The sequence below is a fragment of the Colwellia sp. BRX10-1 genome, from assembly GCF_014077545.1.
In the GTDB taxonomy this organism is placed as follows: domain Bacteria; phylum Pseudomonadota; class Gammaproteobacteria; order Enterobacterales; family Alteromonadaceae; genus Colwellia_A.
On sequence record NZ_JACGWC010000004.1, the window covers coordinates 88,306 to 100,993 of the forward strand.

13 protein-coding genes and 1 pseudogene are annotated in these 12,688 nt (G+C 37.2%); 8 read left to right on the forward strand and 6 right to left on the reverse strand.

The window, feature by feature from the left end; translation table 11 throughout:
• Positions 1-294: 294 nt before the first annotated feature.
• The 5 genes from H4J75_RS05550 (at position 295) to H4J75_RS05570 (ending at position 5,972) form a co-directional block, all read left to right on the forward strand.
• On the forward strand, positions 295-903 hold the full coding sequence (locus tag H4J75_RS05550) for a hypothetical protein (RefSeq protein WP_182215641.1): 609 nt from the start codon (positions 295-297) through the stop codon (positions 901-903).
• Between the two features lie 76 nt (positions 904-979).
• Complete coding sequence (gene map / locus H4J75_RS05555) at positions 980-1,768, forward strand: type I methionyl aminopeptidase (RefSeq protein WP_182215639.1); 789 nt, start codon at positions 980-982, stop codon at positions 1,766-1,768.
• A gap of 116 nt (positions 1,769-1,884) precedes the next feature.
• Positions 1,885-4,506 (forward strand): [protein-PII] uridylyltransferase, encoded by a 2,622-nt coding sequence (glnD, locus tag H4J75_RS05560; RefSeq protein WP_182221575.1) that lies wholly within the window; start codon positions 1,885-1,887, stop codon positions 4,504-4,506.
• A gap of 37 nt (positions 4,507-4,543) precedes the next feature.
• Positions 4,544-5,374, forward strand: a complete 831-nt coding sequence (gene dapD, locus H4J75_RS05565; RefSeq protein ID WP_182215635.1) for a 2,3,4,5-tetrahydropyridine-2,6-dicarboxylate N-succinyltransferase — start codon at positions 4,544-4,546, stop codon at positions 5,372-5,374.
• Positions 5,375-5,642: 268 nt separating this feature from the next.
• Positions 5,643-5,972 carry a hypothetical protein gene (locus tag H4J75_RS05570; RefSeq protein ID WP_182215633.1) on the forward strand — a complete coding sequence of 110 codons (330 nt, stop codon included), beginning with the start codon at positions 5,643-5,645 and terminating at the stop codon, positions 5,970-5,972.
• Positions 5,973-5,985: 13 nt separating this feature from the next.
• On the opposite strand, the gene truC is transcribed toward H4J75_RS05570, so the two are convergent.
• Positions 5,986-6,744, reverse strand: coding sequence for a tRNA pseudouridine(65) synthase TruC (gene truC, locus H4J75_RS05575; protein WP_220465243.1), 759 nt, complete (start codon positions 6,742-6,744; stop codon positions 5,986-5,988).
• Between the two features lie 110 nt (positions 6,745-6,854).
• Here truC and H4J75_RS05580 point away from each other — a divergent pair, with 110 nt between their 5' ends.
• On the forward strand, positions 6,855-7,904 hold the full coding sequence (locus H4J75_RS05580; protein ID WP_182221576.1) for a DUF3549 family protein: 1,050 nt from the start codon (positions 6,855-6,857) through the stop codon (positions 7,902-7,904).
• 15 nt (positions 7,905-7,919) lie between these two features.
• Positions 7,920-8,219, forward strand: coding sequence for a DUF3301 domain-containing protein (locus H4J75_RS05585; RefSeq protein ID WP_070374063.1), 300 nt, complete (start codon positions 7,920-7,922; stop codon positions 8,217-8,219).
• 306 nt (positions 8,220-8,525) lie between these two features.
• Here H4J75_RS05585 and H4J75_RS20475 read toward each other — a convergent pair whose 3' ends face one another.
• Both H4J75_RS20475 and H4J75_RS20480 read right to left on the reverse strand, forming a co-directional pair.
• Positions 8,526-8,930, reverse strand: a complete 405-nt coding sequence (locus tag H4J75_RS20475) for a CZB domain-containing protein (protein ID WP_404842481.1) — start codon at positions 8,928-8,930, stop codon at positions 8,526-8,528.
• Between the two features lie 48 nt (positions 8,931-8,978).
• Positions 8,979-9,650: pseudogene (locus H4J75_RS20480) on the reverse strand (methyl-accepting chemotaxis protein); the annotation flags it as partial.
• Positions 9,651-9,794: 144 nt separating this feature from the next.
• Between H4J75_RS20480 and H4J75_RS05595 the strand changes: the two are divergent.
• The gene (locus H4J75_RS05595; protein WP_182221577.1) at positions 9,795-10,310 is read left to right on the forward strand and encodes a fused DSP-PTPase phosphatase/NAD kinase-like protein; all 516 of its coding nucleotides are present in this window, start codon (positions 9,795-9,797) and stop codon (positions 10,308-10,310) included.
• Between the two features lie 177 nt (positions 10,311-10,487).
• Here H4J75_RS05595 and H4J75_RS05600 read toward each other — a convergent pair whose 3' ends face one another.
• From H4J75_RS05600 to H4J75_RS05610, 3 genes are all read right to left on the reverse strand, one after another.
• Positions 10,488-11,468 carry an MDR family oxidoreductase gene (locus H4J75_RS05600; RefSeq protein WP_182221578.1) on the reverse strand — a complete coding sequence of 327 codons (981 nt, stop codon included), beginning with the start codon at positions 11,466-11,468 and terminating at the stop codon, positions 10,488-10,490.
• A gap of 45 nt (positions 11,469-11,513) precedes the next feature.
• Complete coding sequence (locus tag H4J75_RS05605) at positions 11,514-12,146, reverse strand: TetR/AcrR family transcriptional regulator (protein ID WP_182217969.1); 633 nt, start codon at positions 12,144-12,146, stop codon at positions 11,514-11,516.
• A 72-nt stretch (positions 12,147-12,218) separates the two neighbouring features.
• Positions 12,219-12,659 carry a MarR family winged helix-turn-helix transcriptional regulator gene (locus H4J75_RS05610; RefSeq protein WP_182221579.1) on the reverse strand — a complete coding sequence of 147 codons (441 nt, stop codon included), beginning with the start codon at positions 12,657-12,659 and terminating at the stop codon, positions 12,219-12,221.
• Positions 12,660-12,688 lie beyond the last annotated feature (29 nt).

Genomic DNA, 12,688 nt, shown 5'->3' on the forward strand with positions numbered 1-12,688 from the left:
AATACAAGTTTAAAAGCTAAACACTATCGATAACAACAAGTTAGTAATCGGATAACCGAAAACACTGAGTAATACTTAGATAAAATCTAAATAACTATGCTATTCAATCGACAAATTTAACGGCGCACTTTATACCATATTAATTTACCAAAGGCTAGAAATTAACAATTAAAGGTCAATATTTCTTAATTAATATAGTAATAATATTACTGGGATAATTTTACTGTACGCGCTAAAATTAGCGGTTCTATATTTTATTAAATTTTTGACTTAACACTACGGCGATATATGACCATGTCTACTGAACTCTTTTTTATTTATGACACACACTGCCCTTGGAGCTTTGCGACAACTTCTTTAGTTAAAGAAATTGCTGATGCTTATCCAAATATCACTTTAAATTTATGGCACAGTGCTCACTATGAAGGAGATGAGAAAGTCAGCCGAAAAACTATTGATGCCGTTGAAGATGACGCTAACATTGAATTTAGTCACGAATATGTGAAGACACTTAACGTAGAGAAAGACTCAACATTAAGTGCTAATTTAATAGGATGGGTCAGTCAAAAAGTGCCTCACTTAACTTTAGAGCTTATTACCGCTATCCAAAAACAGCATTTTGAACAAGGCACAGCGTTTACGCACGAAAGTGATTTTCAGCCTATCATTGATGAACTTAAGCTATCACCGCCTGCAAAAGTATTTAAAGAAGGTAAAATAGCTAAGGAAGCCGAATTTGTTTTACAAGAAATTTATGACTTTCAAGAGTATATTGGTACAAAAGCGATCCCCGCATTACTAATTGCTCATAATGAAAACCTAACCTTACTCAATCATAACTTATATTTACAAAACCCTAGTGCAATAATAGAAGCTGTTGAGCTTGAACTTGCAAAAAACTAGACCAATAGACAATAACGACACTTTTAGGCAAAATAACAACCGTAGCCTTTACACTAAACAGACAATAGAGGAATAAATGGGTATTACAATTAAAACTCAGCAAGAAATAGAAAAAATGCGTATAGCAGGAAAACTTGCCGCCGACGTATTAGAGATGATCACACCTTATGTAAAAGCGGGTGTGACAACCAATGAGTTAAATACCCTATGCGCTGACTATACTGACAAAGTGCAAGATGCCATTTCAGCGCCATTAAATTATCATGGCTTTCCTAAATCAATTTGTACCTCAGTTAATCACGTGGTGTGTCATGGTATTCCTAACGACGTGCCATTAGTTGATGGCGACATCGTTAATTTGGACATCACTGTTATTAAAGATGGCTATCACGGTGATACCAGTAAAATGTTTCTTATTGGCGAAGTAAGTCTTGAAGACAATCGTTTATGTCGTATCACCAGAGAAGCTTTGTATGTCGGATTGAAAAAAGTAAAACCTGGCAACACCTTTGGTGAGATTGGCACTGCTATTCAAAAGTTTTTAAAAAAATCAGGTCGTTACTCTATTGTAAAAGAATATTGTGGCCATGGTATTGGCAGCGTTTTTCATGAAGAACCACAGATCGTTCATTATAAAAATACCGACAAAGAAAAAATGCTTGAAGGTATGTGTTTTACTATCGAACCTATGGTTAACCTTGGTCGTGCTAATACACTACTAGATAAAGAAGATAATTGGACCGTTTACACCTTAGACGGCAAAAAGTCGGCACAATGGGAACATACACTTGTGGTTACTCGCACAGGCTGTGAAATTTTAACATTACATAGCGATGATACGATTCCAAGACATCTACATAACTAGTTTTATTACTGGTTTTGTTAACAAAGTATAAGTTAGCGATAGTCGTTATTTGCTTTTTAATGGCTAAATAAAGCATGATGTCTATCGCCTTAACTTATTGAGTAAAATATTCAGCTATGCAAACTCTTTTTCCGATAGAATATAGTACCCCATTAGCCGTTAGCTCCCCTTTTATTTCTACTCAAGATATTTGTCAACTTAGCCGCGATTTTCAGCAATGGCAAAAAGATAAATTTCCTTATGTAGAGGTATCCATATTAGTATCAACGCGTTCAGATTTTGTCGACAAAATTCTCCATAAACTTTGGTGCCAGCACAATTTAGATGAAGATCAAATTAGCTTACTTGCTGTTGGTGGTTATGGTCGAGGTGAATTACATCCTTATTCTGATGTCGATATATTATTACTGACTAAAGAAAAGATCAGTGATGCCTTATCCGAAAAAATATCTGCTTTTATTACTCAGCTATGGGATGTAAAGCTCGATATTGGTCACAGTGTCCGCAGTGTTAAAGAATGTGTAAAACAAGCAAAAAGCGACGTTACCATAGCGACAAACCTGATGGAAATGCGCCAAATTTGTGGCAATGAAGCCCTCACTCAGAATTTATACCCGTTATTGGCAAAAGATGGCTTTTGGACCTCAAAAAAATTCTTCTTGGCCAAACGCGAAGAACAATACGAACGCCACCAACAATACCATGGTGCTTCTTATACGCTAGAGCCCAATTTAAAAGCTAATCCGGGTGGCCTGCGAGACATTCAAACCATAGCTTGGGTTGCCAAACGACATTTTGTTGCCGACTCACTTGAAGAACTTGTTGCCCATCACTATTTAACACAAAACGAATTTTTTGAATTATTAGAGTGTCAAGACTACCTATGGCGGATGCGTGCCGCTTTGCACATTATTGCGGGTCGTAATGAAAACCGTTTACTCTTTGATTACCAAGGTGAAGTTGCCAGTTTAATGGGCTTTGGTGATGAAGGTAAATTTGCTATTGAACGCATGATGAAGCGATTTTTTCGTATTATTGGCCGTGTTGCTGAACTTAATAAAATGCTATTACAGCATTTTGAATATGCCATTATCAAAAAGAATCATCCGGTTGAAAAGATCCCCCTGACTAAAGATTTTATTATTATTGATGGCCAAATAAATGCAGTAAATGACAGAGTTTTTATGAGTTCAGTAAAAATTATGGAACTGTTTTTACTGGTTGCTCAAAATGAAAATATTACCGATTTACACCCTCAGACACTAAGATTATTAAGAAATGCCCGTAGACGTTTAATTTCAGGGCTGATGGATTACGCCGAATGTCGACGAATCTTCATCGAAATTATGAAGCATCCTAATGGCTTAGGATTAACCTTTAGCTTAATGCATCGCCATTCGATTATTGCCGCTTATTTACCACAATGGCGAAGTATTGTTGGGCAGATGCAGTTTGATTTATTTCATGCATATTCAGTTGATGAACATAGCTACCGCTTAATTAAAAATATTTACCGTTTTAGCCAACCTCAACACGACAATGATTATCCGCTTTGTAGCAAGATAATGCAGCGTATTCGTAAGCCAGAAGTATTATATATTGCAGGCATTTTTCACGATATTGCGAAAGGTCGTGGTGGTGACCATGCAAAGTTAGGTGCAGTTGATGCCTTAGAATTTAGCAAGGTTCACCCGATAAGTGATCACGATGGGCGCATGATAGCCTGGTTAGTCAAAAACCATTTAGTGATGTCGGTAACCGCACAACGTCGAGATATTGCTGATGAAGAAGTGATCAGAAATTTTGCTGCTATTGTCAGGGATGAAGCTCACTTAGATTATCTCTATTGTTTAACCGTTGCTGATATGCGTGCAACCAATGAAAGTTTATGGAATAGCTGGAAAGCAAATTTACTGCAAGAGCTTTATTTTAATACCAAAAGAGCCTTTCGCCGCGGACTCGAAAAACAAGTTGATTTACGTGCAAAAACACGAGAAAACCAAGAAAAAGCACTTGAACTGCTCAAAGATTACGAGTGCGATGCTAATCAAATTAGAACCTTTTGGAAAAAGCTTAAAGCCGAATATTTTTTACGTTATTCACCGGTACAAATTGCTTGGCATAGCCGTCATATAATAAAACATAGTATCGTAAAACCTTTAGTGTTGATCAGTCCTAAACCTTATCGAGGCGGTACTGAAATATTTATTTATACCAAAGCCTCAGCAAATATTTTTGCAAAAATGGTGACCTTACTCGACGCGCAGCGTTTATCGATTCATGATGCTAAAATAATTAGCAGTAAGAAAGGCTATACCTTAAATACGTTTGTGGTATTAGATCAAAAAAACAGAGCGATTACGGACAGCAGTCGGGCATTAGATATAGCAAACAAACTCACTAAATCATTAATGAAGCCACTGCCAAAAGTAAAAAACAAACCTGCTCCCGCTTATATTGATAACTTTAAAGTTCCTACTAAAGTGAGCTTTATCGAAACGGCAACCGATAAAACTACGGTATTAGAAATAATTGCGCTTGATCATCCCGGCCTATTAGCTAAATTTGCCAAAATTTTTCAAGAAAACAAACTAAATATTCACTCAGCAAAAATCACAACTTTTGGTGAAAAGATAGATGATGTTTTTACGGTTTCAAACACTGATAATTTAGCGTTAACACAAGAACAACAGCAAAAACTTTCAGCGATGCTATGTGAAAAACAATTTAGCATTTAACACTTTAGACCATAAATTTAAAAGAATAGGAATTACCATGTCAAACTTACAAAGCACCATAGAACAAGCTTTTGAAGATCGAATGAACATCACGCCAAAAACGGTTTCAACTGAAGTAAAGCAGGCGGTGTTAAACGCATTAGCCGCCTTAAATGATGGTTCAGCACGTGTTGCAGAAAAAGTAGCCGGTGAATGGGTTGTTCATCAGTGGCTAAAAAAAGCAGTTTTACTCTCTTTTAGAATTTGGGACAACGCAGTCATCGACGGCGCCGAAAGTACCTTTTTCGATAAAGTTCCGATGAAATATACTGATTACACACAAGCAGACTTTGAAGCTGACGGTGTTCGTGTCGTTCCTGGCGCATCTGTGCGCACGGGTAGTTTTATTGGTAAGAATGTAGTGGTTATGCCAAGCTTTGTTAATATCGGCGCTTATGTTGATGAGGGCTGTATGGTTGATGCATGGGCAACTGTCGGTTCATGTGCTCAAATTGGTAAGAATGTACACTTATCTGGTGGTGTTGGTATCGGTGGAGTTTTAGAGCCTTTACAAGCAGGACCAACCATTATTGAAGATAATTGCTTTATTGGTGCACGATCGGAAATTGTTGAAGGTGTAGTTGTTGAAGAAGGCGCTGTAATCTCTATGGGCGTTTACATTGGTCAAAGTACTCGCATTTTTGACCGTGAAACGGGTGAAATACATTATGGACGTGTGCCAGCAGGCTCAGTAGTCGTACCGGGCAACTTACCTTCTAAGTGTGGTACCTACAGTTTATACGCAGCGATAATCGTTAAAAAAGTCGATGCTAAAACACGTGCAAAAGTTGGTATTAATGCTTTACTTCGTTCGGTATCAGAAGAATAAAGCGATAAATTCTTTGTAAAAATAGCGGTGAATTTATCACCGCTATTTTTTTGACAGCTGAACAGTCTTTGCTATAGCTTGGCTGTCAAAGTTAATGATCTTTACAAAAACACCTGCTTTCATTAAATAAAAAAATTAAAAATTCTTTATAAATAACAGTTAATTAATTATCCTCACTTCATTTAGCTCAACTGATTTAACAATCAATAAAACACTTGGCATACCATTTGCCATCTAGAGGTATCACTTGTTTTATTATTGACTGATCATGAAAAATATTTTAACTTTGCTTGTTGTTCTTAGCGCTTTATTTCTGACGGCTTGTCGCTCGACCCCACAAGTAGCAATAGAAAAAAAACCATTGCTCTCTGACCATCATTTGATGATGTCATTGCTTCATCGTCCAGTAACGGAAGATCAGCAAATGATGTTAGCATTTGCTCAGCAACGCGAACGTTATAGTAATGATATTTTTGTTAATACTGTCAATATTAAAGGGCCAAAAATTAGCGACGATAATAGCCAACGAACCACACATGTTTATGCTGCTTTAATTGCTAGAGATGTAAATTCTATTCGTATTATTACCGCTGAATAAGCTAATTTAATGATTACGTTAAGGTCTTTATTATTTTAGTCTCCCAAGATAGTTCATCAAAAACCTCTAGCCATTGCTGATCAAATTCAGCTTCAATTGTCAGCTGTACGTTGGTAATAGGGTGAATAAATACCACTTTTTTAGCGATTAACATCAGCCGCTTAAAGCCAAAATGTTCAATAAAAAATGGATTTTGTTTATTATCCCCATAATTAATATCACCTAAAATAGGATGGCGTAAATGTGCTAAATGACGGCGAATTTGATGTCTTCTTCCCGTGGTAGGCAGTAATTTAATTAATGAATAACGCACACTATCAAATTTACCGACCTTAATAGATAAACTTGCAGTTAATAAAGACTCGTAGTGAGTAACAGCATCTTGCGGTGCTTTATCAAGGCTAACATTTTTATCACCTAATTTATCGAGCTTCTCTTTAAGGGGATAATCTATTTCGCCTGCCCCCAGTAAATGACCACGCGTCAAAGCAAAGTATGTTTTTTGAATTTTTTTATCAATAAACACTTGCCCCATTAATCGGGCTACTTCTTCGGTTAAACCAAATAATAGAACACCTGATGTCGGGCGATCTAATCGGTGAAGGGGATAAACATATTTACCCACTTGGTCACGCACCAATTGTAAGGCAAAATATATTTCATCTTTATCCATATAACTTCTATGAACAAAAAGTCCTGCTGGTTTGTCAACGGCAACAATGTAATCATCTTGATATAATATCGTTAAGATGGGTTTTTCATCAAAAGGCATGATTATCTCTAGGTTTCTTATCTGCTATGCAAAAAGCAAATAGTATTGATCTATTATTATCTCTATAATGCCAACATTATTCGATTATTATTTTATTTATTATTTAAGCTATGAATACTATTTCTTCTATTTCTGAATTATTAAAGCTTTCTGGCTCTCAATATCGGGTATTTGATATTGGCCGAAAAATAGATAAATTATCAAAAGATAGTTTTACTAAAATTGAAGCAAACCAGATCCCTTATCCATTCCCTTCTCAAGGCCATGCCTTTATAGCAATAGCTTTTTGGCAAAAACAAAACGCTTCGCCATATTTATGGTTTGTAAAGATACCTCTTGATGAGCGTGGTTTACTTAACTTAGCCGCAAGGGATCATTTTATAGCTATTATTATTGAAGCATTAGGTGCTGAACTTAGTACGGCGCCAAGCGAGCAACAAGAAGCCTTACTTAAAAGTAATCCTTATCATTTTACTCCGCCACAATACAAACTAGCCTATATGAACAGTTTAATTTCGCTAGAAACAAAAAATAATAGTAGCCAATATTTTTCAGGCGCATTAAGTTATTTATCGGGCGAAAATTCTTGGCAGGATTACCACAACGTAGGCGTGCAAGGCTTAAATGATTTTGCCGTACGTTTATCAGCTAAAGAAATACAAAAAATAATAGTCAACGCTCTTCCTCAATTACCTTCGCAGGTTCTTAAGCCATTATGTTCAGCATTAGAAAATGTTAAGTTATCAGTAGATATTATTGATAGACTCATTGCAGAATTTAAGCTGCGTGAGAGTGCAAAAGATGAAGACAGTAGCGCTGAGCTGAGTTTTATATTACGAAGTTTATCATCAAGTTGTGAACACCCTCATGTGGTAATATTTATTAATACCCTGATTAAGCAAGCGTCGCCTGCACAAGGAATGTCTGAAGAAATAGCGATAGTGATTGCTGGAAGATGTTGGCAAGTTTTCACCAGTGAACCGCAAATCATGTCTTTTTTGGAGTTATTAGTAACTCAGCATGATATTGCCGTTTTCCAAGCTATTTTTAAAGATTTAGTGGCTATTCCTACTTTAAGGCCATTAATATTTCAATGTATGAGAGCGCCAAACCGTAGCGATGAGTTAAGTAAAGCTATTGGTATGTTATTTCAACGCTAATGATAGAGAGCTAGAATGGAAAATATTTATTTATTACTGATTGTCTGTTTATTTTTGTGGTATTTCATTTACCTTAGAAAAGTTTCAGAATTCGCATTACGCCACATAACAGCATATTGTGAAAAAGATGGTTTGCAGTTCATTTCGCTTTCGCGGCGATCAAGTCGCTTAACCTTTAGCAAAGCTTTGGGACCCCATTGGATCAGTATTTTTGATTTTGAGTTCAGCGGTGACGGTGAGTCAAGTTATCAAGGTCAAGCAACATTAAAGGGTTACAAATTAGAAAACACCCATGTGCCCATGTACAAAATATAAGTACTTACCAACGAGTGACCTAGCGACTAAAAGCTAAATAATAAACACAGACCGCCATTGGCCGCTCGGTAACTGCTGCTGCATTACCCTACTCTCTACTCCCTGCATCTATGCAGTTCTGAACATATACGTTCCTTGGCATCCATGCCACCACGTTATACCGTTCATCCTGAACATATACGTTCTTTGGCAGCGAAGGTATCGATACCTAAGAGCTGTCATGACCGTTGACGTGCAAGGATGCACTAATGTATCAAAAGACAGGATGTCTGAGAGAGGCCATCCTGAACAATAAAAGCTAAAGTGCTACTTTTTAGTTGCTGAATTAATATTTTGAGCAACTTGTTGAGAAAGCCCCGTTAATGCATCAACCACTTTAAAACTCGCATTTTCCATAACAGTAAGGGCTTTTAATGCACGAGCCGAGTCTCCAGCCTTATGAGCCTTTAACGCTTCAAGCCCATGACTATGAACATCGATATGTGGGCCTTCTATTTGTTTAAAAGCGCTTTGTGTTGCATATTTTTCAGCGCCCTCCCCTTGATAAAACCATTTCCCTAATCGACACATAGTATGATCAGCAAAATCTTCAAGGCATTTATCAGACATACCTAACATCACCTTATAGACGTCAAGTTTCCAAACAACGTGATCCATTTTAACCGTCTGTAAGAATGCATCGGCTGTTGAATGAGTAATAACCGAATACATATTTTTTGATAATGACACAATACGATTCGCGGTATCTTCAATAGAAGAAGTACTGGCGCTTATTGCTTGGCTCTTCTCGCCTACTTGACCAATACCATTAATAACATCGCCCATTTGTGTATTAACTTGCTCTATTAAGTTAGATATTTCATTGGAAGCCTCCGCTGAGCGTTGGGCTAATGTTCTAACTTCGTCAGCAACGACAGCAAAGCCTCGGCCTTGTTCTCCAGCCCTTGCTGCTTCTATGGCGGCATTTAACGCTAATAAGTTAGTTTGATCAGAAATACCTTTAATGATATTAACAAAGTCATTAATGCCAGAAGTCACTGTTTTCAATTGGTCAACTGATGTTGATGCCGATTGCGTCTCATTAGAAATCTCTGACGTGGAAATAATATTTGTTGCTAACATATCCATGATTTGATCAAAGAGTTGCTGCGACGACTGAAAGGTATCACGATGCTCAATCATACCGGTAGATGAAGATGCTAACTCTTGACGAATTTGGTCAATTAAACTTGAAGACTGCATCCAAAGCTTATTCAGATCTTCATGTGTACGAGCACGACTATCGTTAGTAGACATATCTTCAGCTAACTGAGAATTATCATTTTCGGCTAATAATAATTTTTCTTCTAGTGATTCAATACGATTTTTTAATTGGTTATTCTCAATTTTCAAACGAGAGATTTCTTCTTTGTTTTTTGCACCAAAAATCATTTTATTTTGCTACCTTTAATATCAAATTTTATACAATTAATATATATTAAAAAACTGCTATGACTAGCGTTTTCTACATCTTTTCATAAAGTATGTTCAAAACAAAAATCATATAAAGTTAATTCGCCAATTGGAAGTACACTAATGAATAAACAAGCAAGCGTAGTTTTTATCTTTTTAATTTTAATGTTCACTTTATCTGGTTTTAGCCAAGCTAATGACGTTAGTGATAAGCTCTCAGCCAAAAATGCTACACAATATAGCCAGCAATTTATTATTGGTGGGCAACCCAGCGAAAATGATCTCATTATGCTGTCAAAAAGTGGTATTAAAACGGTAATAAATTTACGGGGTACTGGTGAATTTGACGATTTTGACGAACAAGTTAAAGTAGAAGCCTTGGGCATGAATTATATTGCGATACCTATTAGTGGTGCCAGTGATATCAATAAAGAAAATCTCGCATTATTTACTGCTGCCATCACAAATAAAGAACAAGCTTTTGTTCATTGCGCCAGCGGTAACCGTGTTGGTGCTATGTTCGCATTAGATGCGCACTTCAATCACAATAAAAGCATTGATGAGGCGATTGTTACAGGAAAAAAAGCGGGGTTAACTAGCTTAGAAGCTACCGTTAAAAAAGTGTTAAAGACTCAATAAGGTTAACAATCCAGCTGTCTTTATGTCGTAAAGGCTCAAGAAATACTTGAGCCTTTACTCTTTGTCAGTTACAGCTAACTAAGATGTTCTATTATAAAAAATTTTTAATAGAACATCATAGTTATGAGTAGAAACTTACAAAATATCAGTTTTTACTCATTTAACTTATAGCTTTCACTAACTGATATTAACAACCACTCGACCACGCACTTTTCCTGCCATTAAATCACTGGCCACATCGACAGCTTCTACCAAGGTGATGTCGGTAGAAATATCTTCAAAAATATCGGGGTCTAAAATATCAGCAAGTCGTTGCCATGCTTCAATCCTGTCTGCGAGTGGGCGCATCACACTATCAATACCCGCTAAAGTTATGCCACGTAAAATAAAAGGTGCAACAGAGGCCGGAAAATCCATGCCTTGCGCTAAACCACAGGCCGCAACAGTGCCACCATATTTCATACTCGCACAAACATTCGCTAACGTATGACTACCTACTGAGTCAATTGCGCCAGCCCAACGTTCTTTTGTCATTGGGCGACCAGGTTGCGATAACGTTTCACGGTCGATAACGGCTGAAGCACCTAGTTTTTCTAGATATTTTACTTGATCAACGCGACCTGTTGAAGCAACAACTGTATAGCCTAATTTCGCTAAAATAGCGATTGAAAAACTGCCGACACCACCGTTTGCTCCGGTCACTAAAATTTCACCTTTATCTGGAGTGACGCCATTTTTTTCAAGTGCAATTACACAAAGCATCGCGGTATAACCTGCCGTACCAATAGCCATGGCTTGGCGTGGTGTAAATGCTTTTGGCAATGGGATCAACCATTCACTTTTTAATCGAGCTTTTTCAGCTAAACCGCCACAGTGCACTTCACCGACACCAAAACCATTGAGTAGTACAATATCGCCAACCTCAAACTTATCACTCTCAGTGTGTTCAACTGTTCCGACTAAATCGATACCGGGAACCATAGGGAATTGTCTAACTACCGGACCTTTACCTGTGATGGCCAAAGCATCTTTGTAATTAAGCGTGCTATGAGAAACTTTAACGGTAACATCACCTTCTGGCAGTAAGTTGTCGTCAATATCTTTAACTGTCGCGTGGTAACCTTGGTCGTCTTTTTCAATTAAAATGCCTTTAAACATCTGCTATTCCTTATTTAGACCGATCGTCTATAAATGATGAAAAAATTATCGGGGTAAACCGACTATGTAAAAATTCAGGTAATTATCTAAGGGTGAAGTATTTTGAACTAGCTTTGCTCTACTAACCGCGCCTTCCCAACCCATCCAAAAGTATTCAGCCAGTCGATCGCAATCTGCGTTTGGTGAGATTTGACCTTGCTTTTGTGCTGCTCTGAGACATGTAGCCAAGCGATGCTGCCAACAAAGGAATATATCAATCAATTGCTGTCTAAAACTTTCAGGAAGTAAATCAATTTCTTGGCCTAGATTGCCGATTAAACAACCACGCTTAAATTGATAGCGGACCATGCCTACTTTGGCGCTTTCAACGAAATGACTAATACGTGTTAAAGGAGGAAATGCTTCATCCAACAAACATGCATCTAACTTGTTAGCAAAATAATTAGCGTAGTTTTCAATGACCGCCTGACCAAAAGCTTCTTTGCTGGCAAAATAATGATAAAAAGATCCTTTGGGTACAGCCACTTTCTTTAAGATCTGATCAATTCCTGAAGAGGCAAAGCCATTTTCAGTGAGTTGTTCTAGACCACTGCGAATTAACTCCGCTTTGGTATCTTGATTTTCACGCGCTACTTTGGGCGGTCTACCGCGGCGTGCTTTAATTGCTGGAATATTCATTTATTAATAATAGACCGATCGTCTAGTTAATGCGAGTATTATTATTTTAACTGGTGGTTTATTTACATTTTGTTATGTTTTTATCGCTAAATCATTGACTACTAGGTCGAGTAATTCCATGAGTTGGCTGGCTTGTGTGCTGTTAATATGGGTAAATTTGCAACTGATTGTATTAGGAATGCTTGCAGCCTTTATTTTTAATTCTTGCCCTTGTTGTGTTAACTGCACTAGGCGCTTGCGCTTGTCGTTGTCGTCTTTAATTATTTCTAGAAGGCCCTTATCAACCATTTTCTTTAAAATTTGTGTCATCGCCCCACCATCAATCATGGTTTTATCTAAAAGCTCAGCAATAGTTATTTTGTCATGCTCCCACAATGCCATCATGACCACATATTGTGGGTAAGTAATATTGAGTTCGCTTAGTGGCTCACGGTAAGCGCGAACAATACTGTTTGATGCCATATATAATCGATGGCAAAGCTGGTTTTTAAGTTTTAATTGATCAAATGACATAATACTCTCCTGAAGGTTACATTTTAATT

Excerpts from the sequence above, each read along its gene's own strand:
- H4J75_RS20475 (WP_404842481.1), bottom strand. The coding sequence starts at position 8,930 with ATGTATTCGGTTATTACTCATTCAACAGCCGATGCATTCTTACAGACG.
- H4J75_RS05550 (WP_182215641.1), top strand. The coding sequence starts at position 295 with ATGTCTACTGAACTCTTTTTTATTTATGACACACACTGCCCTTGGAGC.
- glnD (WP_182221575.1), top strand. The coding sequence starts at position 1,885 with ATGCAAACTCTTTTTCCGATAGAATATAGTACCCCATTAGCCGTTAGC.
- H4J75_RS05600 (WP_182221578.1), bottom strand. The coding sequence starts at position 11,468 with ATGTTTAAAGGCATTTTAATTGAAAAAGACGACCAAGGTTACCACGCG.
- dapD (WP_182215635.1), top strand. The coding sequence starts at position 4,544 with ATGTCAAACTTACAAAGCACCATAGAACAAGCTTTTGAAGATCGAATG.
- H4J75_RS05595 (WP_182221577.1), top strand. The coding sequence starts at position 9,795 with ATGAATAAACAAGCAAGCGTAGTTTTTATCTTTTTAATTTTAATGTTC.
- truC (WP_220465243.1), bottom strand. The coding sequence starts at position 6,744 with ATGCCTTTTGATGAAAAACCCATCTTAACGATATTATATCAAGATGAT.
- H4J75_RS05570 (WP_182215633.1), top strand. The coding sequence starts at position 5,643 with ATGAAAAATATTTTAACTTTGCTTGTTGTTCTTAGCGCTTTATTTCTG.
- H4J75_RS05610 (WP_182221579.1), bottom strand. The coding sequence starts at position 12,659 with ATGTCATTTGATCAATTAAAACTTAAAAACCAGCTTTGCCATCGATTA.
- H4J75_RS05585 (WP_070374063.1), top strand. The coding sequence starts at position 7,920 with ATGGAAAATATTTATTTATTACTGATTGTCTGTTTATTTTTGTGGTAT.
- H4J75_RS05605 (WP_182217969.1), bottom strand. The coding sequence starts at position 12,146 with ATGAATATTCCAGCAATTAAAGCACGCCGCGGTAGACCGCCCAAAGTA.
- H4J75_RS05580 (WP_182221576.1), top strand. The coding sequence starts at position 6,855 with ATGAATACTATTTCTTCTATTTCTGAATTATTAAAGCTTTCTGGCTCT.
- map (WP_182215639.1), top strand. The coding sequence starts at position 980 with ATGGGTATTACAATTAAAACTCAGCAAGAAATAGAAAAAATGCGTATA.